Genomic DNA, 21,733 nt, shown 5'->3' on the forward strand with positions numbered 1-21,733 from the left:
ACGGTTTTTTCTTTCCTCTTCTCAAAGGAGCATTGGCATGACTTCGAACACTCTGCTGGACCAGTCGGTGGTGGTATTGGGCGGTACGGCCGGTATTGGGCAGGCGGTGGCACGCGCGGCGGCAGCCGAAGGGGCGCGCGTGACGGTGCTGGGGCGCTCCGCCAAGGCAGGCAGCGGCATCCAGGGCATCGCCGTGGATGCAAACGACACGGCATCGCTGGCTGGCGCGTTGGCGCAGGCAGCCAGGTTGTCGCCCAGCGGCAAGGTCGATCATCTCGCCATCACCATCGGTTCGCGCACGAGCCCGCCGCCGTTTGCTTCGCTGCAACGCGCCGACCTGGAGCAGGCCTTCGGCACCAAGCTCTTTGCCGCGCTGATGGCGGTGCAGGCCGCATTGCCGCACCTGACTGAACGCGCATCGATTACGCTCACCTCTGGCCTGCTTTCTCGCAAGGCCACGGCGACCGGCTTGCTGCGTGGCTCGATCAATGCTGCAGTGGAAGCCGCCGCCAAGAATCTGGCGAAGGAACTCGCACCGCGCCGTGTCAATGTGATCAGCCCCGGCGTGGTGGATACGGAAGTGTGGGGCGCCCCGGCCGATCGCGAGGCCATGCTCGCGCGTATCGGCAGCGGCTTGCCGGTCGGCCGCGTTGGCACGCCGGAAGACCTTGCCCAAGGCTATCTGCTGGCCATGACCAACGGTTTCATGACCGGCGCCATCATCGACATTGAAGGAGGCGGTTTGCTATGACACCTGACAGCGACTGGACATTCGACCACGTGAACTTTCACGTGGCAGCAGACGCGCCCATCCTGAAATTCTTCGCCGATGTGCTCGGCTGGAAACCCGGGCCGCGCCCGGCGTTTCCGTTTCCCGGCACGTGGCTGTACCAGAACGACGATGCGCTGGTACACCTCGTGACGCAGGAGGGCGACACGCCGGAACTGGTGTTCTCGCACATCGCGTTTCGCACCCGGAAAGACGCGGCCGATGTGCTGGCCGCGGTGCGTGAAAGCGGTATTCCGCACCAGGTAAGAAAACACCCCGCACGGCCTGCCGCGCAGATCTTTGTGCAGTTGCCGGGCGGGGTGGTGCTGGAGCTGGAAGCGCCGCTGTCCGGTCCGCTGGAAGCGGCGCGCGACTACGAGTAAAGCCGCGGCCGAGTGAGGCGCAGTGTCAAGCGCCGGCCTGCTGGGCGTACTTCCAGCCCAGTTCGGCCATCGGGCGGGCGCGCTTGCCTGCCTCCAGCGCCTGCGCCGAAGACGCCGTGCCATCCACCACGCGCTTCATGATCCCCTGCAGGATGCCGGCAATGCGGAACATGTTGTAGGCGAGGTAGAAGTTCCAGTCGCCCGTGATGCGGCGGCCGGTGCGTTCTTCGTACTGGCGGATGTACTCGGCTTCCGTGGGAATGCCCAGTGCCGCGAAGTCCAGACCCGCCACGCCGCGGAACTGCCCCGGCTCGATGTGCCAGCTCATGCAGTGATAGCTGAAATCGGCCAGCGGATGGCCCAGCGTCGACAGCTCCCAATCCAGGATGGCCAGCACGCGCGGTTCGGTCGGGTGGAAGATCAGGTTATCGAGGCGGTAGTCGCCGTGAACGATGCTGGTGATTTCCTCGGCTTCCTGCGGCACATGCTTCGGCAGCCATTCGATCAGGTTGTCCATGGCCGGAATCGACTCGGTTTCCGACAACTTGTACTGCTTGCTCCAGCGTTCGATCTGGCGTGCGAAATAGTTGCCGGGTTTGCCGTAATCGGCCAGGCCGATGGCGGCGTAGTCGACCGTGTGCAACGCAGAGATGACGCGGTTCATCTCGTCATAGATGGCGGTGCGCTCGGCAGGCTCCATGCCTGGCAGGGCCTGATCCCACAGCACGCGGCCCTGCACGAATTCCATGATGTAGAAAGCGCGGCCGATCACGGCTTCGTCTTCGCACAGCGCATACATCCTGGCGACAGGCACGTCGGTCTTGGCCAGTGCATCCATCACGCGGTACTCGCGTTCGATAGCGTGCGCGGACGGCAGCAGCTTCGCCTTCGGCCCGGGCTTCGCGCGCATTACGTACGTGCGCGACGGCGTGATCAGCTTGAACGTCGGGTTCGACTGACCGCCCTTGAACTGCTCCACCGTGAGCGGGCCGGCAAAGCCTTCAACGTGTTCGCGCATCCACGCTTCCAGCGCGCCAATGTCGAACTTCTGCTGATCCGCTACCGGGCGCGTGCCCTCGAAGGCCGAGAAATCCTGCTGGTCCGTCTGTGCCATGGGTGTGTCTCCGAATCTTGTTGTGTGTCTGGAAAATTCAGGCAGCCGGTTGACGATGCTGGAGGTATTGCTGCAGCAGCACCTCCATCGTCGTCAGCCGCGAGCCGAGATGTGTGGGCGAGGGCGCTGAGAAATTGCTCATGCGCAGCACCCAGTCGGTCGGGGCATCGCCAACATCGAGCACATTGATGCAGCCGGCGGTCTGCGCGAGGCTGCCGAAGAACACGCGCTCGCCGCCGGTGATGGCGTGCGAGAGGATCGCGCGGTTGGTGCCGCCATGCAGCACCAGCAGCACGGTGTCCCAGTCGGTTTGCGCGCGCAGTTGGGCGATTGGCGGAATCACCCGGTCAAGAAATTCGCCGATGCTCTCGCCGTTGAGGAAGCGCCGGTCTTCCGACACCGTGCCTTCAAATGCGCCGATAAAGGCTTGCGCGAGTTCATGCTCCGGAATTTCCGCCAGCTTGCCGCCGCGGATCTCCTGCAGCTCGGGCCAGTGTTCAAGCGTGAAGCCGCGTTCCTGCATCGCGGGTATCTCGGCCAGCACACGCTGCGCGGTTTCCACCGTGCGCGGCAGGCCGCTGACGATCACGCGGTCGAAGACGATGTTTTCGGCGGCGAAGATCTTGCCTGCAGCGGTGGTTTGGCTGCGGCCCAGTTCATTGAGCGGCACGGCCTCGGGTGACGGAACGGGGCGGCCGGTTTCGTCAAAGTACGTTACGGCGCCATGACGCATCAGATAGACGCGTCGGCGCTGGGGTGTTGGGAACGGAATCATGCGAGCCAGAAATTAGCGGTATTGAGGTTTGCGTTTTTGCAGGAAGGCTGAGATGCCTTCGTTGCCGTCGGCGTGGTGCAGCGCTTCGACAAAGCTGTGCTGCTCGGCCTTGAGGTGATCGTGCAGCGAGGCGTCTTCGGCGTGGGTGATCAGGCCCTTGATGCGGCCCACGGCATGCGGTGATTGCGCTGCGAGTTTTTCCGCCAGTGCCAACGCCTGGTCTAGCGCCTCGCCGGGTTTGACCACTTCGTTGATGAGGCCGAAGTGTGCCAGCCGCTCTGCGCCAACGGGCTTGCCGAGCATGATGATTTCGCTCGCAAGCGGACGCGGCAGGAAGCGTGCGATGTGCCAGGAGCCGCCGCCGTCCGGCGTGAGCGCCACGTTCACGTAAGCCATTACGAACTTCGCATCCGATGCGGCAATCGCAAAGTCACACGCCAGCACCAGCGAGAAGCCTGCGCCGGCTGCCGGGCCTTCCACTGCGGCAATCACCGGCTTGGGAAACGTGCGGATCGTTTCGATCCAGTGGTTGAGCGCGTCGATACCTTCTTCCTGAACGCTTCGCGGCTTGCTCCGGTTTTCCAGCAGGCGGTTCAGGTTGCCGCCCGCACAGAAGGCATTGCCGGCGCCCGTGAAGATGACGGCGCGGATCTCGTTGTCGTTGGCGGCGCGGTCGAGCGCTTCCATCGACGCCGTGTACATCACCGGGTCCAGCGCGTTGCGCGCGTCAGGGTTGGACAGCGTCAGCACCAGCGTCGAGCCGATGCGTTTGGAGAGTAATTGCGCGGTCATGGCGGCCTCGTCAGAGTAAGCGGCAATCAGGCATCAGGCGTCAGGTGTCAGCAGCGACATGCCCAGACGGGCGCGGCGCAGCAGCCACGGGCTCGGGCGATAACGCGGGTCGCCATAGAGCGTGTACAGGTTCTGCAGGACTTCCAGGATGGCGTTCGTGCCCAGCGTATCGCCCAGTGCCAGCGGCCCTTGCGGATAACCGAGCCCCAGCGTGACGGCCAGATCTATGTCCGTGGGCGTGGCAATGCGCTGCTGTGCGATGTCGCACGCGATGTTGACGATGCATGCAACGATGCGCTGCGCGACAAAACCACCGGAATCCCGGATCACCGTGACAGGTACGCCGTCGGAGGCAAGCAGGCCGTGTGCGGCATCGCGGTAGGCCGCATCTGTGGCGGGTGTGGTCATCAGCGTGCGGCGCTTGGTGGCGGCAAACGGATAGAGCGTGTCGAGCGCCACGGTGCGGCGCGCGTCAAGCCCTTCGGCGGCCACGCAGGCGGTGGCATCCAGCCCGCGCGGCGTGACGATGATCAATGCATCGGTGGACGGTTTCGAACCTGCTTCGGGCGTGATGCCCAGGTCAAGCAACAGGCGCTGCGCTGCGGCGTGGCCGGCGTCATGCGCGCGGCTGATCCACACCGAAGACGGGCGCGCAGACGGTGCAGGCGCCTCAGCGGGGATCTGCTTCTGTCCTTCCGGATAGCGGTAGAAACCTTCGCCCGTCTTGCGGCCCAGGATGCCGCCCGCAAAGCGCACCGCCGTGATCTGCGACGGACGATAGCGCGGCTCGTCGTAGAACTGGCGGTAGACCGATTCCATCACCGGATGCGAGACATCCAGTCCTGTGAGATCCATCAACTCGAACGGCCCCATGCGGAAGCCGGCCTGCTCGCGCATGATGGCGTCGACGTCCGCATACGCCGCCACACTTTCCTGGGCCACGCGCAGGCCCTCGGTGTTCATGCCGCGCCCGGCGTGGTTGACGATGAAGCCCGGCATGTCGATGCAGCGCACGGCGGTATGGCCCATGCGCTTGGCCAGTGCGGACAGTGCGTCACCGGTAGCGGGCGCGCTGCGCAGGCCGTCGATGACCTCGACCACCTTCATCAGCGGCACCGGGTTGAAGAAGTGAAAGCCTGCGACGCGTTCGGGGTGCTGGCACGTCGCGGCAATCGCGGTGATCGACAGCGACGAGGTATTCGACGCCAGGATGGCATCTGCGCGGACGATGTCTTCGAGCTGACGGAAGAGGTCGCGCTTGACGTCCAGCTTCTCGACGATGGCCTCGACCACAAGATCGCAGTCGGCTAGGTCGGTCAGGGCACCGGCCGGAACGAGCCGGGCAATTGTGGCGTCGGCGTCATCCGCTGTGAGCTTGCCCTTGGCGGCCAGCTTGGTCAGCGTGTCGGCCAGCGCCGTGCGCGCCGTTTCCACGGCTTGCGGGTTAGCGTCGAACAGTTTGACGCGCAAACCGGCCTGGGCCGCGATTTGCGCAATGCCGCGTCCCATGGCGCCCGTGCCCACAATCCCGATAGTCTGCATATGAAATCCGCTGCGATCAAAAGAAGTCTGGCTAAAATAGCACGAGCGTGCGATTTCTGGCATCCGCACCGACCATAACGGACGGCCAAATTACCAAGGAGACGGCTTCATGCTGACGCTATACGGTTTTTCTGCGAGCAACTACTACAACAAGGTCAAGCTCGCGCTGATGGAGAAGGGGATTGCGTTTGAGGAATCGCTGCGCTGGCCGGACCAGACCGACGGCGAGGTGTCGCCGCTGCACAAGGTGCCGTATCTGGTGGGGGAGGACGGTGGAATGTGCGAATCGCAGGTCATCATCGATTATCTGGAAGCGCGCTACCCGCAACATCCGCTGATCCCAGCCGATCCGTTCAAGGCGGCCAAGGTGCGGGAGATCGTGACGTTCCTGGAGCTGCACCTGGAGCTGGTCGCGCGCCAGCTGTTTCCCGAAGCGTTCTTTGGCGGCAAGATCAGCGACAACCTGAAGGTGAAGGTGCGCGAGCAACTGCAGAAGAACATTCCGGCGGCGGCCAGGCTGTTCAAGTTCTCGCCTTACGTGGCGGGTGACACGTTCACCATTGCGGACTGCGCGGCCATCGTGCATTTCCCGCTGGTCAGCCAGGCCACCAAGATCATCTACGGTGAAGACCTGCTGGCGCAGGTCGAAGGCGTCAAGCCTTACATGGCCAAGATGGCGGAGAACCCGAACGTGCAGAAGGTGCGGGCAGACAGCAAGGCCAATCTGGAGCAGATGCTGGCGCACTACGCCAGCAAGCGCTGATCGGCTTCAGTCTTACGGTCTCACACCTTCGACAAACGCTCCAGGGCAACTTGGAGCGTTTCGTCTTTCTTGGCGAAGCAAAAGCGCACCACGCCCGATTCGTGCGGCTGCGAGTAAAACGCCGACACGGGAATCGCCGCCACGCCAATCTCGCTCGTCAGCCACTTGGCGAACTCGGCTTCGGGCAGATCGGAGATGGCGCTGTAGTCCACGCACTGGAAGTACGTGCCCTGGCAGGGCAGCAGCTTGAAGCGCGTCTTCTCCAGCCCCGCGCGGAACAGGTCGCGCTTGCGCTGGTAGAACGCCGGCAGCTGCAGATACGGACGCGGATCCGCCATGTAGTTCGCCAGGCCGTGCTGCATTGGCGTGTTGACGGTGAACACGTTGAACTGGTGCACCTTGCGGAACTCCGCCATGAGTGCGGCGGGCGCGGCCACGTAGCCGACTTTCCAGCCCGTCACGTGATACGTCTTGCCGAAGCTCGACACCACGAATGCGCGCCGTGCCAGCTCTGGAATGCGTGCGACGGACGCATGCTGCACGCCGTCGTACACCATGTGCTCGTACACCTCGTCTGAGAGCAGCAGCACGTTGGTGGGCGCCAGGATCTCGGCCAGCTTCTGCATGTCGTCCGCGTGCCAGACCGTGCCGGTCGGGTTATGCGGTGTGTTGAGCATGATCAGGCGCGTGCGCGGTGTGATGGCCGCGGCGAGCGTGTCGAACGGGATGCGGAAGTCCGGCGCGTTCAGCGTGATCGGCACGACCTTGCCACCCGCCAGTTCGATCGACGGGATGTAGCTGTCATACGTCGGCTCGAAGACGATGACTTCGTCGCCCGGATGCACGCAGCACAGCACCGTGGTCAGCAGCGCCTGCGTGGCGCCGGCGGTGACGGTGATCTCGCGGTCGGCATCGTAAGCGTGGCCGTACAGATTGGCGATCTTCGCGGCAATGGCCTGGCGCAGCGCGGGCACGCCCGTCATTGGCGGGTATTGGTTCAGGCCCGCGCGCATGGCATCGGACACGGCATCGACGATGCGCGGGTCGCAATCGAAATCCGGAAAGCCCTGGCCCAGGTTGACGGCCTGTTTTTCCGCGGCCAGCGCCGACATCACGGTGAAGATGGTGGTACCGACATTCGGTAGCCGCGACGGCGGGGGTGCGATGGGCGCGAGCGATTCAACAGTGGTCATGACAAGACGGCTTCAGGCTTGATTTGGGATGGCAGCAAGGGCAGCGGTCTCCAACTGGACCAGCGCGACGAATTGCTTGGGCGGCAACACCGCCACGTCGCAATACTTGGCCATGCGTCGCTTGAGCTTGAGTACGGCGCGGTCCTTAGAGACGAGATAAGCAACGCCGGCGGCATCGGCCAGCGCGAGAAATTTCTGGTCGTCGCGATCCTTGCAGCGCGGAACGAACGCTTCGCCTTGCGTGCGGGCGGCTTCTTCAGGATCGGCAACGGACCGTGTCACGCGATCGACCCACGCCAGGGCGGCTTGCGCGTCAACGGCGTAATGCGCGAATTGCGGGTAATCGAGCACGCGGCGCAGTTCTTCGCGGCAAGCGGGGCTGATGATGGCGTCCAGCCGGCCGGCTTCCAGCGCAGCGCGGATCGGGCGCGCAACCGCATCGTCGAAGATCAGGATGTCGACCCAGATGTTGGAGTCCAGCACCACGCGCGGGGCCGGAGCCTGGGTGGAGTGGGCGAGGGCGGCAGCGTCTGCCATTCGATACAATTCCAGACTTGTGAACCGCGATTCTGACATGATCATCGTCCTCTCGCCGGCCAAGTCGCTCGACTACGACACGCCGCCGCGCACCAAGACCCACACGTTGCCCGATTTCATCGAGCGCTCCGCAGAACTCATTGAAGTGCTCCGCAAGCTGTCGCCGGCCCAGATCGGCACGCTGATGCACATTTCCGATCCGCTGGCGGCGCTCAATGCCACGCGCTATGCGGATTGGTCGCCCGAATTCACTGCCGAGAACAGCAAGCAGGCCGCGCTGGCCTTCGACGGCGATGTCTACGGCGGGCTCGATGCCAATTCGCTGGCGGTCGACGATCTGCAATTCGCGCAGAAGCATCTGCGGATTCTGTCGGGGCTGTACGGCGTGTTGCGCCCGCTGGACTGGATGCAGCCGTATCGCCTGGAAATGGGCACGCGCCTGGCCAATCCGCGCGGCAAGGATTTGTACGCCTTCTGGGGCGACGACGTGACGCTCGCGCTCAACAAGCTCTTCAAACAGGACGACGACCCCGTGCTCGTCAATCTTGCCTCGGAAGAGTATTTCAAGGTGGTGCGGCCCAAAGTGCTCAAGGCGCGCATCGTCACACCGGTTTTTGAAGACTGGAAGAACGGGCAGTACAAGATCATCTCGTTCTACGCAAAGCGTGCGCGTGGTCTGATGGCGCGCTACGCGATCGAGCACCGCATCACCGATCCGCGCAAGCTCAAGGCGTTCGACGTCGACGGCTATGCCTTTGCTGCTGCCGATTCCGACGACGAGCGCTGGGTCTTCCGCCGCAAGCTCACCTGATGACAGGATCCGACATGACAGCCACTCAGCCGCACATCTCCAGCGCATTTGACAGCGGCGCCATCGAAATCGTCGATGCCGCGCGGGCCGATGCCATTCGCCTGCGCATTCGCCGCGATTCGCACGCGGACTTCACGCAGTGGTTCCACTTCCGTCTGCAAGGTGTGCAGGGCCAAGCCTGCAAACTCGCGCTGGAAAACGCCGGTGAATGCACCTACGCTGCCGGCTGGAAGGACTACCGTGCCGTCGCCTCATACGACCGCGAGCATTGGTTCCGGGTGCCGACCCGCTATGACGGCAAAACGATGTCCATCGAGTTGACGCCCGAGCATGACAGCATCTGGTTTGCATACTTCGAGCCGTACTCGGATGAGCGCCATCTCTCGCTCGTGGCCGCCGCGCAAACGAAGCCGGGTGTGCGCACGCAACGCTTGGGGCAAACGGTCCAGGGCCGCGACATGACGAGCATCACCGTCGGCGAGCCCGGCCCCGGCAAGAAGGACGTGTGGATCATCGCGCGTCAGCATCCGGGTGAGACGATGGCCGAGTGGTTCGTTGAGGGCCTGCTCGCGCGTCTGACGCGTCAAGGTGCCTGGAGCGGCGATCCGCTCGGCCGTGTGCTTGCCGAGCGCGCCGTCTTCCATATCGTGCCGAACATGAACCCGGACGGCTCGTCGCTGGGTAACCTGCGCACCAATGCCGCCGGCGCCAACCTGAACCGCGAGTGGATGGAACCCGACGCGCAGCGCAGTCCCGAAGTGCTGGCGGTGCGTCAGGCCATCGAGCAGACCGGCGTCGACCTGTTCTTCGACATCCACGGCGACGAGGCTCTGCCTTATGTATTCGTGGCGGGCAGCGAGATGCTGCCGGGCTTTACCGATGCACAGCGTGCTGATCAGGACCGCTTTGTCGCGGCGTTCCTGCGCGCGTCACCGGATTTCCAGACGCGATACGGCTACGAGGCCAGCAAGTACAACGAAGACGCGCTCAAGCTCGCCTCCAAGTACATCGGTCACACCTATGGGTGCTTGTCGTTGACGCTGGAAATGCCATTCAAGGACAACGCCAACCTGCCCGACGCACGCGTGGGCTGGGATGGCGCCCGCAGCGCCGCGTTGGGCGCGGCCATGCTCCAGGCGATCCTGGAGTATCTCGGCTGAAGACAAACGCCGCGCCGCCTGTGTAGGCGGCGCGTTGCGCTTAGTTGGAGGACGACTTCGTCGTCTTCTTCTTGGTTGTCGACTTGGCGGTGGATTTGCTTGCCGTCGTCGATTTGGTTTTGGCGGTGGTGCTGCCCCTGGCGGACTTGGCTGTCGCTTTCGTCGAGGCCTTGCCCGTGCTCTTGCCGTGTGCAGCCGCACCGGTCGTGCAGCGATGGCCGCGGCGGCAGTGCGTGCGCGCTTTCGACGACGAAGGCGCAGCGGCCGGGGCAGCGAACGGCTGGCCATTGGCGTCGAGCAGCTCATACGCCAGCATCATCCCTTCGTCATACCCGCAGCGCACGCGCACGGGCTCCCATTGGTCATTGCCCGTGCCGCGCTTGTGCACGGCGGCATTGAAGCTGACCACGCTCGACACCTTGATCGCGCCTTGCTTGCTGGACGAGAAGCGGGAGTCCCACGGCTCAACCTTGGCTTGGTCGCTGGAAAGCGCACCCGTCGGCAGGCGGAACTGGTCGAAATTGGTCGAGCGCGGGATGATCCAGCTCGCATGCGCGGCGCAGTCTGCCACGTCAGGGCGGGCACCTTCCGATTGAATCAGGCGGTCACGGGTTTGTGCACGGTATTCGGACAAGCTCATCTTGTCCTTGGAGGGCAGATTGACCGTCGTGGTGCCGCTGCTGTCGGTCGAGCCGAAGACGATGGGCGGCGTGGTCGGGACGGGCTGGATGGCCGGCTTGGCTTGCACGGCAGGGGTGTTCGGCGTGGCGTTGGTGGCCTGGGCCGACGCATCGGTCGGTTCAGTCTGCAGGTTGGAGCAGGCGGCCAGCAAAGCGACGACGCCGAGACAGAGTAGTTTGGGTCGCAACATCACGAGTGTTACAGGGTGTCGGCGTGGAAATCGCCATGATAGAGGAAAGCTAAGGATGAAAGTTCCTGCTAGTTACCCCAATGCGTCCCCAATGCGGCACATCAGGCGAATTTGCTGTAACAGCGCGTTACGGCAAGGTGTTGGTTACCAAGTGATCATCATTGCTTGGTGAACAACCACGCGAGCGACCATTCGTCGGTGCGCGCCTCATAGCGGATGCCCTTGCGCATGGCCCACGTGGCCAGTTGGTGATGCGACGGGATGATCGCGTAGTCGGTCTGCGCAAAGCGCGCCGCGGTCTTGGCGGCCTGCTCGTGTGCCTGTTCGCTCGAGACCGTCGACAGCGACGTCTGCACCAGTTTGTCCAGTTCCGGATTGCTGTAGCGGCCCCAGTTCCACGAGCCGTAGCCGGTTTGCGGGTTGGGCGTGCCGAGAATGCTGCGCAGCGCCACATCGGCCGCCACCGAGCCCCAGCCGAGCATCATGAACGAGAACTCGCCCTGACGCGCACGCGAGAAATACGCCGCCACCGGCAGCGTTTCCACTTTCGTCTGGATGCCGATGCGCGTGAGCAGCTGTGCGGTGGTCTGCGCGACCTGCGCGTCATTCAGATAGCGGTTGTTAGTGGCGTGCAGCGTGAGCCCGAAGCCGTCCGGGTAGCCCGCCTCGGCAAGCAGTTTCTTCGCGCGAGCAGGGTCATATGGAATTGTCTTGCCGCCCGGATGCCCAAAGATCTGCGGCGACACGATGCTCGATGCGACCACGCCTTGGCCCTCAAGCACGCGGCTGACGATGGCGTCGCGGTTGATGGCCAGTGCGATGGCCTCACGCACGCGATGGTCCTTCAGGGGATTCTTGGCGAGCGGCTTGCCGGCCTTGTCGGTCACGAACGGCGACACATCGCGGCTTTGGTCCATCTGCCAGAAAATCGTGCGCCACGACACCTGTTGTTCTAGGTGGAACTTCGGGTCCTGCTTGATGCGCGGCACGTCCGCAGCCGGCACGGCCTCGACGACATCCACATCGCCCGAGAGCAGCGCGGCAGTGCGCGCGGCATTGTCGGTGATGATCTTGAACGTCACCTTGTCCCACTGCGGCACGCGGCCCCAGTAGTGCGGATTCTTCTTCAGGACGATTTCCTGCCCGCGCGTGAAGTGGTCGAACAGGAACGGCCCGGTGCCGATCATGGCGCGGCCCGCATCAAAGTCCGCCTGCGCCGCGTTGGCCACTTTCTTCGGGATGATGGGCAGGCTGTTCAGATCGTTGGGGATGCTCGCGTAATTGGGCGTCGACAACTTTAGCCGCACCGTGAGCGGATCGACGATCTGTACTTCGGTAATCGACTTGGTATAGCTCGTGAACGGGCCTGGGCTGTTGGTCAGGCGCGCCGGACGTTCGATCGATGCTTTCACGTCTTCACCGGTGAACGGCGTGCCGTCACTCCACTTCACGTTGGGGCGCAGCTTGATTTCCCACGTGTTGGCGTCGACAGGTTTCCACGAGGTCGCCAGGCCGGGCGTGTAACGGCCGTTCTTGTCGAGGAAGACCAGCGACTCGAAAATATGCAGCGCCATGGCGTTGTTGGGGCCGGCGTTGTTCCATTGCGGGTCCATCGACGTGACGTCGGCGGACAGACCGATACGCAGGTCGTCGGCTTGCGCGGCGAACGGCACTACGGCAGCCGCGGCCAGCGCGCATGCGGCGAGGTTGCGGATCAAGGCGCGGATGGGAACACACAAGAGGGGACGGGTTGTCATCGGGAGGCTCCTGGGGTTCGGGCGGTGATGCCATGTGGCGGAAGACCGTCATTGTGCCGCAGCCCGGTCCGGCACGTGCGACGCAAACCAACAATCAATATGAACGATGGCGGAGCAATAAAAAAGCCACCCGGAGGTGGCTTTGATAACGTGCGTTGCCGATCAGTGGAACAGCGGCTGCTGTGTCGGCGCGTCTTCCGGCATTTCTGCGTGGACGATTTCTGCCGAGCGGTCTGCATAGAGCGGGGCGCCGCAGTCTTCGCAGTACTCCGGTTCGAAAAGCTGGCCGTGACGGAAGATGTCTTCGATGCCGCAGGCGCGCAACTCATCGCAGATCTGCTCCAGCGGACTGCCCGGTTCGCCTTCCGCGGTGACATCCGTGGCGCCGCCGTCGCGGCCGTACACTGGCCAGACGATGCCGTAGATGAGGTCTTTCTCGCCGCGCACCGTGAAGGCCACGCGGTATTCCTCGATCTGCTCTTCGCCGAATGCGCCGATGATGGCGCCGAAGCGGTTGGCCGGCATATCGAGCGCGCCCTGCAGGTAATTGACGGCGGCCCGCACGGTCAGCGGGCGGATCTGCTTGTCGGACTCGCGACAGGACAGGAAGAAGGCGTCTGGCAGCAGCAGGTCGAACTCGCAGCCTGGCATCAGTGTTGAGATGGTCGGCGTGACTTGCTCGCGCCATTGCTCCAGGCAGGCGGAGCGCTCTGCGTGGTGCTCCTTGGCGTCTTCCTGCCAGCGGAACAGCGCCTGGCCGTGTTGCGCGACGACGATCGCCACCAGGTAGCGTGGATCGGCCAGGATCGGTGCCGTCTCGGGCATATCGCGCAATTCGACCTTGGCCGGCTGGCCGGACAGCGCATAGGCCGCCAGCTTGTGCGTGAGCGCAAAGGTGTCGGAATGGGTGCGCGGCAGCTGGTCGATGCTGTACAGATACGGCGCGAGCGCCACGCGGGCGTTTGAAGCCATCACGTGGGCCTGCAGGTGCACCTGTAGTGTCTGCGCCATCTCAGGCTTGATCGTGCCCGACGGGATCATGTAGCGCGTGTGTGCCAGGATGGGCGCTGCGATCAGCAACGCGTCATATTCGACGCCACCTGAGCTGAGGATGGCCGATTCGGCCAGTGTCTCGGCCTGTTCGGCCAGCACGTCGGAAGCTTCCTCGTTGTGTTTGAAAAGATGGTCTAGCGCGGCGTCGAGCGCGGTCTGGCTGCCATTCTTGAGCAGCCGGGAAAGACGTTCGGACAGCCTTTGTTCCCAATAGACGTCTTCGATGCGGCTGCCTGACGCGTCGAGCGCCAGCGCATCGGCCACCAGCCGTTCTGCATCGGGGGAAAGACGTTGGGGAGCCTTGGAGCGGAATCCTGCCATGCTGTGCCGTACCGGTCGTTGGAACAATGAAAGGGGCATTATTTTACCCTTGTACGCTACTGCGCGACGCCTATTACGAAACCCATAGGCGAAAACGTTAAGGCTTGGCCGCAGGCGTCGATGCTCCCGCTGCCACACTGCTCGCGGCTGCAGGTACGGAAGCCGGTGTGGGTTCCGATGCAGCCGGCGCGCTGGCTGGTGCCGCGTGCGTCGCGGCGACGGGCTCGGAAGCAGCCAACGGCGGAGGCGGGGGCACAGGCGCCGCTGCCACAGCGGGGGCTGGGGTCTGGGCGTCGGTCTGCGGTGCCTTGACCAAGATGTAGAACACGGCAGCCGCCACGACGATGAAAGCTAGTACCACTTGGGCCATGGGTGCGGGACTCCAGCAATGAGAGGACCAGGCGAGGGCGGACGACAATTTCGACACCAACAGGGAGAGCACATCACGCGGCCTATTCGGCACACTGTACCAAAGCCTGTTCGCCGATTGGAGCATCGTCACCTTGTTTGATTCGGCAGGCAATAAAAAACCGGCTCCGAAGAGCCGGTTTCCGTTCTGCACCAATGCCGCGTAATGGCGTGAAGCTTATGCCGCCAGCAGCTGACGCAGCACGAACGGCAGGATCCCGCCGTGCTTGTAGTAGTCGACTTCGATCGGCGTGTCGATGCGCAGCAGCACTTGCGCACGCGTGGTCTCGCCGTTGGCGCGATGAATGACCAGGGTGACGTCCTGTTGCGGCTTGATTTCGCCGTCCAGGCCTTCGATGTCGAAGGTCTCGTCGCCCACGATGCCCAGCGACTGCGCCGAGTCGTTGCCCTTGAACTGCAGCGGCAGCACGCCCATGCCCACGAGGTTCGAGCGGTGGATACGCTCGAAGCTGCGTGCGATCACGGCCTTCACGCCCAGCAGTTGCGTGCCCTTGGCGGCCCAGTCGCGCGAACTGCCCGTGCCGTACTCTTCGCCACCGAACACGACCGTCGGCGTGCCGTCGGCGATGTACTTCATGGCCGCGTCGTAGATCGACATTTGTTCGCCGCTCGGCTGGAAGAGCGTCTCGCCGCCTTCCACGCGCGAACCATCAGCCTTGGCCGGGATCATCAGGTTCTTGATACGCACGTTGGCGAACGTACCGCGCATCATCACCTCATGGTTGCCGCGGCGCGAACCGTAGCTGTTGAAATCGGCCTTGAGCACGCCGTTGGCCAGCAGGTACTTGCCGGCCGGCGACGTTTCCTTGATCGAACCGGCCGGGGAGATGTGGTCGGTCGTCACGGAATCCCCAAATACGCCGAGTGCGCGTGCGCCCTTGACCGATGCCGAGGCAGCAGCCGGCGTCATGCCAAAGCCTTCGAAGAACGGCGGCTCGGCGATGTACGTCGACTTCGGCCAATCGTAGACCTGGCCCTTCGTACCCTTGACGTTGGCCCACAGCTTGGACGGCTTCTTGACCTGTTCGTAGTTCGTGCGGAACGTGTCGGCGTTCATCGCAAACTTCATCAGCTTGGCGATCTCGTCCGAGGTCGGCCAAATATCGCCCAGATAGACGTCTTTGCCCTTCTTGCCCTTGCCGACCGGCTCGGTCATCAGGTCGCGCGTCACGTTGCCGGCGATCGCGTAAGCGACGACCAGCGGCGGCGAGGCCAGGAAGTTGGCGCGGATGTTCGGGTGGATACGCGCTTCAAAGTTGCGGTTGCCCGACAGCACGGCGGCAGCAACGATATCGTTCTTCACGATGGCTTCGTTGAGTTCCGGCGTCAGGTCACCGGCGTTGCCGATACAGGTCGTGCAGCCGTATGCCGTCACGCCAAAGCCAAGCTTTTCCAGGTACGGCAGCAGACCGGCGGCTTCCAGATACTTGGTCACCACACGGCTTCCCGGGGCGAGCGAGGTCTTGATGTGCGGCGCGACCTCCAGGCCGGCTTCGACAGCCTTCTTGGCCAGCAGGCCCGCCGCCAGCAGCACGCTCGGGTTCGAGGTGTTCGTGCACGAGGTGATGGCCGCGATGAGCACGTCGCCACTTTTCACGTCAACGCCGTTGGTGGTCGTGAAGGTCTTGTCGAGGTCTTCCGACTTCTTGTTGAACCCGTTTTCCGCGACCGGCTTCGAGAACAGCGACGAGAACGTCGACTTCACGTTGCCGATTTCGATACGGTCTTGCGGACGCTTCGGGCCGGCGAGCGACGGGGCCACCGTGCCCAGATCCAGCGTCAGCGTCTTGGTGTAGTCGATTTCGCCGGCCTTCGGTACGCCGAACAGCTTCTGCGCCTTGAAGTAGCCTTCGAACGCAGCGATTTCTTCCTTCGTGCGGCCCGTGCCCTTGAAATAATCGATGGTCTTGTCGTCCACCGGGAAGAAGCCCATCGTGGCGCCGTATTCCGGAGCCATGTTGCCGATGGTCGCGCGGTCTGGCAGCGACAGGCTGGCCGTGCCTTCGCCGAAGAACTCGACGAACTTGCCGACGACCTTCTCCTTGCGCAGCATTTCGGTAATCGTGAGCACAAGGTCCGTTGCCGTGCAGCCTTCGCGCAGGCGGCCCTTCAGCTCCACACCCACGACGTCCGGCGTCAGGAAATACACCGGCTGGCCCAGCATGCCGGCCTCGGCCTCGATGCCGCCCACGCCCCAGCCCACCACGCCGATACCGTTGATCATGGTGGTGTGGCTGTCGGTGCCGACCAGCGTATCCGGGTAGAACACGCCGTCTTTCTTATGGACGCCGCGTGCCAGGTATTCCAGGTTCACCTGGTGGACGATGCCGAAGCCCGGCTGCACCACGCCAAACGTGTCGAATGCCTGCATGCCCCACTTCATGAACTGGTAGCGCTCGTTGTTGCGCGAGAACTCCAGTTGCATGTTCAGGTCCAGGGCTTTCTTCTCGCGGAAGTGGTCGACCTGCACCGAGTGATCCACCACGAGGTCGACCGGCACCAGCGGCTCGATCTTCTTTGGGTTCTTGCCCATGCGCTCGGCCACGTTGCGCATGGCGGCCAGATCGGCCAGCAGCGGCACGCCGGTAAAGTCCTGCAGCACCACGCGAGCGACCACGAACGGGATTTCGTCAACGCGCTCGGCGTTCGGCTTCCAGTTGGCCAGTTGCGCAACGTGCTCTTCGGTCACCTTCTTGCCGTCGCAGTTGCGCAGCACGGACTCCAGCACGATACGGATCGACACCGGCAGGCGCTCGATCGCCACGCCCAGTTCCTTGCCAAGTTGCGGCAGGGAGTGGAACTTGCCGGTCTGACCACCGTTGATCTTAAATTCCTTGAGTGTTTTTTTCAGATTGTGGGGCATGGCATGACTCCAAGGCTTGAGGATGCGTGGGGTGCCGTGGCACTCCTTGCGGATACATCAAATCGACAAAATCAAATCACGTACAAACCGACAAACGCGTTGACCGGCTTGGCTTCTGACCGGCCAGGTACTTCGCCACGACACCGCTGAACGTCTTGCCGCCGTTGATGCGGGCGGTGATGCCATGGGCGATCGAACGCTTCTTGGCGTCGTGGTCATTCGTGGTGAAAGGCAGGTTTTCCACGCGGGCAATTTTCATGCGCAGCACATTGGTGCGCAGGCCGCGGGCGAGGGCATCTTGTTGATCTTCGATTGCCTTGCGGCAGAAGAGGGGCGTGCCTGGAGCCGTCGTGCCCGTCGTGCCATCTGACAGGACGGTCCCAGACACAAAAGGCCCAAGGAGCCCGGCGCATCCAGACAAGGCCACATCGTCGACGATGACCTTGTCCAGATTCGTGCGGATGTTCGCAACCGGTGCGGACATAGGCGGCTCCTGTGGGCCTTTTGCGCGATATCGCGTTATTGCTGGGCCGGTTGGGCTGCTGCGCCCGGCGCGGGGGCCGGAGCGGGGGCCGGGCTGTCCGGCGTCATCAGCGGCAGGCCGGCCGGAGCGCGCAGGGCGCCCGCTTGCGTCGGAGCCGGTGCGCCGGCAGCCATTTCGGCGGTCTGGCACTCATCGGCCAGGCGGTGGCCTTCGTTGCGGTCGAACAGCATGGCCTTGGCCGGGATCACCACCAGGTCCATACCGGTCTTCTGGTCGAAGTAACGGTCAGCGCCGGTGCGGGTCATCTGGCGCGGCAGCTGGTAGTTCTTGCCCTTCCAGTACATCGTAATGATCTGGTCGCGCGCCATGTCGCCCTTGAGGTACAGCTCGTTGCCAAGCTCGCACTTCCATTCGACGCCTTCTGGCTTGACGGCGGCAACAGGCGCGGCCTTCTTGGCGGCACGCTTCTTGGCCGGAGCCTTCTTGGCAGCCGGCTTGGCGGGGGCCTGGGCGGTTGCATATTGCGATGCAGCCAGCGAAAGAACGCCAGCACAGGCGCCCACGATGAATTTGTTCATAGGGTTTCCTTCGGTAAGACAGAGTGGGGGAGGCGGCTGCCAGGCCACGGAATGCCACGGCATTTCGCACACCGGCCGGTATTTTGACCGATTTGGACGCCGTGCCCAACGTTCTGTTACATGCTCGCCCGACCGCTCCGCCAAAAGGAGGTGTCGTGCCTGCACCAGCGACGTTTTCTGAGGCGTTCCCGGCCAGCTTGCCCCGCAGCTTTGGCTTCCGTTCTCCTTGTTTGCGTTGGTGTGGATATTGGCCCGGCTCAACCGCGATTCTGTGCGAACAGCGCGTCCAGCTTGGCTTCGTAGTCGTGGTAACCGATGCTGTCGTACAGCTCCATGCGCGTCTGCATGGTGTCGACGACATTTTTTTGCGTGCCATCGCGGCGAATGGCGGCGTAGACGTTCTCCGCGGCCTTGTTCATCGCGCGGAATGCCGACAGTGGATACAGGATCATCGACACGCCTGCGGACGCCAGCTCATCGCGCGTGAAAAGAGGCGTCTGGCCAAATTCGGTGATGTTGGCCAGCACCGGCACCTTCACCGCGTCGACAAACTTGCGGTACATCGATAGTTCCGTCATCGCCTCGGGAAAGATCGCGTCCGCGCCGGCTTCCACGCAGGCCACGGCGCGTTCAAGGGCGCGGTCGAACCCTTCGACGGCCAGTGCATCGGTGCGGGCCATGACGACAAAGCTGGCGTCGGTGCGGGCATCGACGGCCGCCTTGATGCGATCGACCATCTCGTCCTTCGAGACGATCTCCTTATTGGGACGATGGCCGCAGCGCTTGGCGCCGACCTGGTCTTCGATATGCATGGCCGCAGCGCCAAACTTGATGAGCGACTTGGTCGTGCGCGCCACGTTGAATGCGGAAGCGCCGAAGCCCGTGTCGACGTCTACCAGCAGCGGTACGTCGCACACATCGGTGATGCGGCGGACGTCGGTCAAAACGTCATCCAGGCCCGATATGCCAAGATCCGGCAAGCCCAGCGAGCCCGCTGCCACGCCGCCGCCCGACAGATAGATCGCGCGGTAACCGGCGCGCTTGGCCAGCAGCGCGTGGTTGGCGTTGATGGTGCCGACCACCTGCAGCGGCGATTCTTCAACCAGCGCCTGGCGGAAGCGCGCTCCTGCGCTGGCTTGGGTGTTTGCTGTCATGGCGAATCTCCTTTCTATGCCAGTCACGCGAAGAACCGCGCGATGGCGTCGGCCGGCATCTCCACGCCCGTGGTGTGCGCCCGTTGCAGCACGGCCCACCAATAGCGATAGCTCGCGCGGTCATGCAGCCGGCCTTCATGCTGGATTGGTCCCCACGAGGCGTCCTGCGCCGCAGCAAGAATGGCGCTCGCGTGTGTCACTTCTTCGTGCGATGGGCGGAAGGCCGAAACGATCGGCGTGATCTGGTCCGGATGGATGCTCCACTTGCGCAGATAGCCGAACTCGTTGCGGGCACGCGCAGCATCGGCGCCCGCGCGGTCCGGGTGTTTGATGTCAGTGCTGACGTTGTGCGACGGCACTTTGCCGTGGGCGTGGCACGCGGCGGAAATATCGGTCAGCGCGCGGCGGATCAGCGGATGCTCGAACTGCTCGGGCGAGCCCATCGCCGCGCCCGGAATCGCACCGTTGTGCGCCGAAACAAAATCCATCAGGCCGAAGCTCAGGCATTCCACCTGCACCAACGAAGCGATATCGAACACCTGCGTGAGTGCGCCATGCGTTTCGATCAACACATGGATCGGCAGGTGTCGCGCAATGCCCGCAGCCTTGGCGGCCTGGTTGATGCGATCGGTCACGCGCGCCACTTCCACCACGTCACGTACCTTGGGCACGGTCACGTAGGCGAGTCGGCGGCCGGCAAGGCCTACAAGGATGTCGACGTCCTGCGTCCACGCATCGTGGTTCGGATCGTGGATGCGCACGCCAACGCGGTTGAAGCGGTTGTCGTCGCTGTTGATGAGCGCGGCGGCCAGTTCGGCATGTGCGCGTTCCTGGCCGACCGCGGCACCGTCTTCGCAGTCAAACGTGATGTCGAAAACGGGGCCAAGGGCTTGTTGCAGAGCTAGCGACTTGCGCATCAGTTTTTCTGCGCCCGCGTAGTGGTCGCAGACCGGCAATTGGGCCGGCAGCGCATCGTCCTGGAACAAAACCTCGGTGGGGTGCACGGGGTGGTATCGGTTGGGCGGCGCTTGTCACGCCTGTGTCTTGATCAAAATGCAGGTGTAAAAAAACCGGAGGGTTCGCTGCCGATCCGCTCCGGTTCTTTCTTAGATCATGCGGATTACAGCAGGTGCTGCACGCCCGCACGCTCGCCTTCCAGCTCGTCCAGCGTGATCTTGATCTTGCCTTGGCTGTACTCGTCGATTTCCAGGCCTTCGACGATCTTGTACTTGCCGTTTTCGGTGGTGACCGGGAAGCCGAACATCACGTCCTTCGGAATGCCGTATTCGCCGTTCGACGGGATGCCCATCGTGACAATCTTGCCGTTGGTGCCGAGCACCCAGTCACGCACGTGGTCGATGGCGGCGTTGGCAGCCGAAGCAGCCGACGACAGGCCGCGCGCTTCGATGATGGCGGCGCCGCGCTTGCCAACGGTCGGCAGGAACACGTCGTTGTTCCACACCGGGTCGTTGATCATGTCTTTGACGCTCTTGCCGTCGATCGTGGCGTAGCGATAGTCGGCGTACATCGTCGGGCTGTGGTTGCCCCACACGAACAGCTTTTCGATGCTCGACACCGGCTTGCCTGTCTTGGCGGCGATCTGCGACAGGGCGCGGTTGTGGTCCAGGCGCAGCATGGCGGTGAAGTTCTCACGCGGCAGGTCCGGCGCCGACTTCATGGCGATGTAGGCGTTCGTGTTGGCCGGGTTGCCGACCACCAGCACCTTGACGTTGCGCGAAGCCACGGCGTTCAGTGCCTTGCCTTGTGCCGTGAAGATCTGGGCGTTGGCCGACAGCAGATCCGCACGTTCCATGCCCGGGCCACGGGGGCGGGCGCCCACCAGCAGAGCCACATCGGCGTCCTTGAATGCGGTCATCGGGTCGGAATGCGCTTCCATGCCAGCCAGCAGCGGGAATGCGCAGTCTTCGATCTCCATCATCACGCCCTTGAGTGCCTTCTGGGCCTTCTCATCGGGGATTTCCAGCAGCTGCAGGATGACGGGTTGATCCTTGCCCAGCATTTCGCCGGCGGCGATGCGGAACAGCAGGGCGTAACCGATCTGTCCAGCAGCGCCGGTCACTGCGACGCGCATGGGTGCTTTTGCCATGAGAACTCTCCAAACGGTAGTGAAAGCGGATCGCACTGCGCGCGGCGCGCATCCCGGCAGGATGTCGGTGCAGCCTCGCAGGCATTGCCGGCAACGGTCGGCGCCACGTGGGCGGTCGGCTCAGAAACGGCAAGAGCCTCGCAGTTTACTGCGTCCGCATGACGATGTGGAAACACACTGCGATTGACCTTTGAGCCGTTGTGGCGTGTCGTGGGGGCCGTCGCCCGGAACAGGCGCGAGTGTAGGTCTGGCCTCGCTGGAAAGTCAATGAATCTTC

Annotated in this window: 21 protein-coding genes; 5 read left to right on the forward strand and 16 right to left on the reverse strand. The window is 63.4% G+C overall.

Annotated features, from left to right (window positions below):
* Positions 1-37: 37 nt before the first annotated feature.
* Together M1D44_RS04935 and M1D44_RS04940 are read left to right on the forward strand one after the other, a co-directional pair.
* Positions 38-751: an SDR family oxidoreductase gene (locus M1D44_RS04935; RefSeq protein ID WP_316854189.1), complete on the forward strand. Its 714-nt coding sequence runs from the start codon at positions 38-40 to the stop codon at positions 749-751.
* On the forward strand, positions 748-1,152 hold the full coding sequence (locus M1D44_RS04940) for a VOC family protein (protein WP_024975324.1): 405 nt from the start codon (positions 748-750) through the stop codon (positions 1,150-1,152). Before M1D44_RS04935 ends, M1D44_RS04940 begins: the two co-directional genes overlap by 4 nt.
* A gap of 25 nt (positions 1,153-1,177) precedes the next feature.
* On the opposite strand, the gene M1D44_RS04945 is transcribed toward M1D44_RS04940, so the two are convergent.
* From M1D44_RS04945 to M1D44_RS04960, 4 genes are read right to left on the reverse strand one after another with little or no spacing between them, the layout of a single operon-like run.
* Positions 1,178-2,266 carry a phosphotransferase gene (locus M1D44_RS04945; protein WP_112184368.1) on the reverse strand — a complete coding sequence of 363 codons (1,089 nt, stop codon included), beginning with the start codon at positions 2,264-2,266 and terminating at the stop codon, positions 1,178-1,180.
* A 37-nt stretch (positions 2,267-2,303) separates the two neighbouring features.
* Entirely contained in the window at positions 2,304-3,041 is a 738-nt protein-coding gene (locus M1D44_RS04950) for a histidine phosphatase family protein (protein ID WP_024975326.1), read from the reverse strand.
* 12 nt (positions 3,042-3,053) lie between these two features.
* Positions 3,054-3,833, reverse strand: coding sequence for an oxepin-CoA hydrolase, alternative type (locus tag M1D44_RS04955; protein ID WP_024975327.1), 780 nt, complete (start codon positions 3,831-3,833; stop codon positions 3,054-3,056).
* Positions 3,834-3,866: 33 nt separating this feature from the next.
* Positions 3,867-5,438: a 3-hydroxyacyl-CoA dehydrogenase gene (locus M1D44_RS04960; RefSeq protein WP_316854190.1), complete on the reverse strand. Its 1,572-nt coding sequence runs from the start codon at positions 5,436-5,438 to the stop codon at positions 3,867-3,869.
* A 46-nt stretch (positions 5,439-5,484) separates the two neighbouring features.
* Here M1D44_RS04960 and M1D44_RS04965 point away from each other — a divergent pair, with 46 nt between their 5' ends.
* On the forward strand, positions 5,485-6,138 hold the full coding sequence (locus tag M1D44_RS04965) for a glutathione S-transferase (RefSeq protein ID WP_024975329.1): 654 nt from the start codon (positions 5,485-5,487) through the stop codon (positions 6,136-6,138).
* Between the two features lie 20 nt (positions 6,139-6,158).
* On the opposite strand, the gene M1D44_RS04970 is transcribed toward M1D44_RS04965, so the two are convergent.
* Positions 6,159-7,331: a pyridoxal phosphate-dependent aminotransferase gene (locus M1D44_RS04970; protein WP_316854191.1), complete on the reverse strand. Its 1,173-nt coding sequence runs from the start codon at positions 7,329-7,331 to the stop codon at positions 6,159-6,161.
* A gap of 12 nt (positions 7,332-7,343) precedes the next feature.
* The gene (locus M1D44_RS04975; protein WP_316684609.1) at positions 7,344-7,868 is read right to left on the reverse strand and encodes a putative toxin-antitoxin system toxin component, PIN family; all 525 of its coding nucleotides are present in this window, start codon (positions 7,866-7,868) and stop codon (positions 7,344-7,346) included.
* A gap of 37 nt (positions 7,869-7,905) precedes the next feature.
* Between M1D44_RS04975 and yaaA the strand changes: the two genes are divergently transcribed.
* Both yaaA and M1D44_RS04985 read left to right on the forward strand, forming a co-directional pair.
* A complete protein-coding gene (yaaA, locus tag M1D44_RS04980; RefSeq protein ID WP_024975332.1) occupies positions 7,906-8,679 on the forward strand; it encodes a peroxide stress protein YaaA in 774 nt (257 codons plus the stop codon).
* A gap of 14 nt (positions 8,680-8,693) precedes the next feature.
* Complete coding sequence (locus M1D44_RS04985; RefSeq protein WP_024975333.1) at positions 8,694-9,839, forward strand: M14 family metallopeptidase; 1,146 nt, start codon at positions 8,694-8,696, stop codon at positions 9,837-9,839.
* Between the two features lie 40 nt (positions 9,840-9,879).
* Here M1D44_RS04985 and M1D44_RS04990 read toward each other — a convergent pair whose 3' ends face one another.
* The 10 genes from M1D44_RS04990 to M1D44_RS05035 form a co-directional block, all read right to left on the reverse strand.
* Positions 9,880-10,710, reverse strand: coding sequence for a BspC domain-containing protein (locus tag M1D44_RS04990; RefSeq protein WP_316684606.1), 831 nt, complete (start codon positions 10,708-10,710; stop codon positions 9,880-9,882).
* 158 nt (positions 10,711-10,868) lie between these two features.
* Positions 10,869-12,467 (reverse strand): ABC transporter substrate-binding protein, encoded by a 1,599-nt coding sequence (locus M1D44_RS04995; RefSeq protein WP_112184383.1) that lies wholly within the window; start codon positions 12,465-12,467, stop codon positions 10,869-10,871.
* A 162-nt stretch (positions 12,468-12,629) separates the two neighbouring features.
* On the reverse strand, positions 12,630-13,841 hold the full coding sequence (locus M1D44_RS05000; protein WP_024975336.1) for a DUF2863 family protein: 1,212 nt from the start codon (positions 13,839-13,841) through the stop codon (positions 12,630-12,632).
* Between the two features lie 97 nt (positions 13,842-13,938).
* On the reverse strand, positions 13,939-14,211 hold the full coding sequence (locus M1D44_RS05005) for a hypothetical protein (protein WP_080693642.1): 273 nt from the start codon (positions 14,209-14,211) through the stop codon (positions 13,939-13,941).
* A 216-nt stretch (positions 14,212-14,427) separates the two neighbouring features.
* Positions 14,428-17,133 (reverse strand): aconitate hydratase AcnA, encoded by a 2,706-nt coding sequence (acnA, locus tag M1D44_RS05010; RefSeq protein WP_112184384.1) that lies wholly within the window; start codon positions 17,131-17,133, stop codon positions 14,428-14,430.
* 76 nt (positions 17,134-17,209) lie between these two features.
* Positions 17,210-17,617, reverse strand: a complete 408-nt coding sequence (locus M1D44_RS05015) for a 2-methylcitrate dehydratase (RefSeq protein WP_112184385.1) — start codon at positions 17,615-17,617, stop codon at positions 17,210-17,212.
* A 35-nt stretch (positions 17,618-17,652) separates the two neighbouring features.
* Positions 17,653-18,195: a hypothetical protein gene (locus M1D44_RS05020; RefSeq protein WP_316854192.1), complete on the reverse strand. Its 543-nt coding sequence runs from the start codon at positions 18,193-18,195 to the stop codon at positions 17,653-17,655.
* A gap of 257 nt (positions 18,196-18,452) precedes the next feature.
* On the reverse strand, positions 18,453-19,349 hold the full coding sequence (gene prpB / locus M1D44_RS05025) for a methylisocitrate lyase (RefSeq protein ID WP_024975341.1): 897 nt from the start codon (positions 19,347-19,349) through the stop codon (positions 18,453-18,455).
* Positions 19,350-19,372: 23 nt separating this feature from the next.
* Complete coding sequence (locus tag M1D44_RS05030; RefSeq protein ID WP_024975342.1) at positions 19,373-20,353, reverse strand: HpcH/HpaI aldolase/citrate lyase family protein; 981 nt, start codon at positions 20,351-20,353, stop codon at positions 19,373-19,375.
* Positions 20,354-20,469: 116 nt separating this feature from the next.
* The gene (locus tag M1D44_RS05035) at positions 20,470-21,456 is read right to left on the reverse strand and encodes a malate dehydrogenase (protein ID WP_024975343.1); all 987 of its coding nucleotides are present in this window, start codon (positions 21,454-21,456) and stop codon (positions 20,470-20,472) included.
* Positions 21,457-21,733: the final 277 nt, after the last annotated feature.

The sequence above is a fragment of the Ralstonia sp. SA306 genome, assembly GCF_054792405.1.

Bases quoted from the DNA above. Each gene is read 5' to 3' on its own strand.
- M1D44_RS04935 (WP_316854189.1), top strand. From the start codon at position 38: ATGACTTCGAACACTCTGCTGGACCAGTCGGTGGTGGTATTGGGCGGT.
- M1D44_RS04940 (WP_024975324.1), top strand. From the start codon at position 748: ATGACACCTGACAGCGACTGGACATTCGACCACGTGAACTTTCACGTG.
- M1D44_RS04945 (WP_112184368.1), bottom strand. From the start codon at position 2,266: ATGGCACAGACGGACCAGCAGGATTTCTCGGCCTTCGAGGGCACGCGC.
- M1D44_RS04950 (WP_024975326.1), bottom strand. From the start codon at position 3,041: ATGATTCCGTTCCCAACACCCCAGCGCCGACGCGTCTATCTGATGCGT.
- M1D44_RS04955 (WP_024975327.1), bottom strand. From the start codon at position 3,833: ATGACCGCGCAATTACTCTCCAAACGCATCGGCTCGACGCTGGTGCTG.
- M1D44_RS04960 (WP_316854190.1), bottom strand. From the start codon at position 5,438: ATGCCAGAAATCGCACGCTCGTGCTATTTTAGCCAGACTTCTTTTGAT.
- M1D44_RS04965 (WP_024975329.1), top strand. From the start codon at position 5,485: ATGCTGACGCTATACGGTTTTTCTGCGAGCAACTACTACAACAAGGTC.
- M1D44_RS04970 (WP_316854191.1), bottom strand. From the start codon at position 7,331: ATGACCACTGTTGAATCGCTCGCGCCCATCGCACCCCCGCCGTCGCGG.
- M1D44_RS04975 (WP_316684609.1), bottom strand. From the start codon at position 7,868: ATGGCAGACGCTGCCGCCCTCGCCCACTCCACCCAGGCTCCGGCCCCG.
- yaaA (WP_024975332.1), top strand. From the start codon at position 7,906: ATGATCATCGTCCTCTCGCCGGCCAAGTCGCTCGACTACGACACGCCG.
- M1D44_RS04985 (WP_024975333.1), top strand. From the start codon at position 8,694: ATGACAGCCACTCAGCCGCACATCTCCAGCGCATTTGACAGCGGCGCC.
- M1D44_RS04990 (WP_316684606.1), bottom strand. From the start codon at position 10,710: ATGTTGCGACCCAAACTACTCTGTCTCGGCGTCGTCGCTTTGCTGGCC.
- M1D44_RS04995 (WP_112184383.1), bottom strand. From the start codon at position 12,467: ATGACAACCCGTCCCCTCTTGTGTGTTCCCATCCGCGCCTTGATCCGC.
- M1D44_RS05000 (WP_024975336.1), bottom strand. From the start codon at position 13,841: ATGGCAGGATTCCGCTCCAAGGCTCCCCAACGTCTTTCCCCCGATGCA.
- M1D44_RS05005 (WP_080693642.1), bottom strand. From the start codon at position 14,211: ATGGCCCAAGTGGTACTAGCTTTCATCGTCGTGGCGGCTGCCGTGTTC.
- acnA (WP_112184384.1), bottom strand. From the start codon at position 17,133: ATGCCCCACAATCTGAAAAAAACACTCAAGGAATTTAAGATCAACGGT.
- M1D44_RS05015 (WP_112184385.1), bottom strand. From the start codon at position 17,617: ATGTCCGCACCGGTTGCGAACATCCGCACGAATCTGGACAAGGTCATC.
- M1D44_RS05020 (WP_316854192.1), bottom strand. From the start codon at position 18,195: ATGAACAAATTCATCGTGGGCGCCTGTGCTGGCGTTCTTTCGCTGGCT.
- prpB (WP_024975341.1), bottom strand. From the start codon at position 19,349: ATGACAGCAAACACCCAAGCCAGCGCAGGAGCGCGCTTCCGCCAGGCG.
- M1D44_RS05035 (WP_024975343.1), bottom strand. From the start codon at position 21,456: ATGGCAAAAGCACCCATGCGCGTCGCAGTGACCGGCGCTGCTGGACAG.